This is a genomic window from Frankia sp. Mgl5 (assembly GCF_023242985.1).
GTDB classification, from domain to species: Bacteria; Actinomycetota; Actinomycetes; order Frankiales; family Frankiaceae; genus Parafrankia; species Parafrankia soli.
Window position 1 is genome coordinate 1 of sequence record NZ_JALKFY010000764.1, and the last position, 1,501, is coordinate 1,501.

Below are 1,501 nucleotides of genomic sequence, written 5' to 3' on the forward strand. Positions count from 1 at the left end.
CAGGGCTCCGGCACGCTCGCGGTTTGACGGGTAGACCGGGTCAGATCTGATTTGGTGTGGGTCGGGCTGGTAGTGGTTGGTTCGTGCGGGTGGTCCGGTGGGACCACGTGTCGTTCACAGAAAAGCAGGCACGCCGCTTGTAGATCACGGAGGTGTCTTATGTCTTCGTGGTCTGGAGTGCGGCGTGCCTGTGGGCGTATTGTCGCGCGCCGCGGCCGAGGTGGTGGGAGCCGAGGCCGTGTCGCGTGCGGGGATCTGGGGACGGTTGGCGGCGGTACCGGATCATCGGTCTGCTCGCGGGCGGATCTACCCGTTACCGGTGCTAGCCGCGGTCTGGCTGTGCGCGGTGACCGCGGCCGGGCATGACCGGATCGCGGCGGTGACCGAGTGGCTGGCGGCGACCACCCGGGCTGAGCGGGTCCGGTTACGGCTGCCGTGGAATCCGTGGAACGGCCATCTGCTGCCCGACGAGGCAACGATCCGCCGGTTCCTCGACAAGGTCGATGACCAGGCGCTCGCGGCCGCGTTGCTCGACCCGCCGCTCACCGACATGCCGGCTGATCTCGCCGATGCGGACACCCTCACCGCGACATCCCCGCCCGGGGCGCCGGACGCGAAGGGTGGTGCGGCTGTCCCCGGCGAGGCGGTACCGGTGCGGGCCTACGCGCTGGACGGGAAGACCAGCCGAGGCGCGAAACGCCCCGACGGGACCCGGGTCCACCTGCTCGGTATCGCCTCCCACGGCGCCGGGGCACTCCTCGGCCAGCGGGAGATCGACGCGAAAAGCAACGAGACCACCGAGTTCCGTGCCCTGCTGGCACCCCTGGACCTGACCGGGGCGTTCGTGTCGTTCGACGCCCTCCACACGGTGCGATCCAACCTCGACTGGCTCGTCGTCCGCAAGAACGCCCACTACCTGGCGGTCGCGAAACACAACCAGCCGAAGCTGAGGGCGTTCCTCGCCGCGCTGCCGTGGGAACAGATCCCGACCGCCGACCTGACCCGCGATCACGGCCATGGGCGGGACGAGACCCGCACCCTCAAGGTCGCCACCGTCGCCCACCTCGACTTCCCCCACGCCGCCCAGGCGATCAGGATCGGGCGCTGGCGCCGGCAGAAAGGCCGGGCGGCCAGCCGCGAAACCGTCTACGCGATCACCGACGCGACCGCGGAACAGGCCAGCCCCGCACTACTGGCCGATCTCGCCCGCGGCCAGTGGCACATCGAGGTCAAACAGCACTACGTCCGCGACGTGACCTTCGGGGAGGACGCCAGCACCAGCCGAACCGGCCGCGGTCCCGCCGCCCTCGCGCTGTTCCGCAGCACCGTCGCCGACACCCTGCGCGCCGCCGGCCACCGCAGCATCCCCGCCGGCCGCCGCGCCCACAAGACCGCCACCGCCGCACTCGACCTTCACGGCTTCCCATGACAACCCAGGCGAACCGCCAGACCCGAAGATCACGGACAGATCAACTCAGAACGCGAGCGTGCCGGAGCCCTG

At 70.4% G+C, this 1,501-nt stretch carries 1 protein-coding gene; it reads left to right on the forward strand.

Annotated features, from left to right (window positions below; translation table 11 throughout):
* Positions 1-190 precede the first annotated feature (190 nt).
* Positions 191-1,429 carry an ISAs1 family transposase gene (locus tag MXD62_RS27485; RefSeq protein ID WP_248832297.1) on the forward strand — a complete coding sequence of 413 codons (1,239 nt, stop codon included), beginning with the start codon at positions 191-193 and terminating at the stop codon, positions 1,427-1,429.
* The last annotated feature ends 72 nt before the right edge of the window (positions 1,430-1,501 follow it).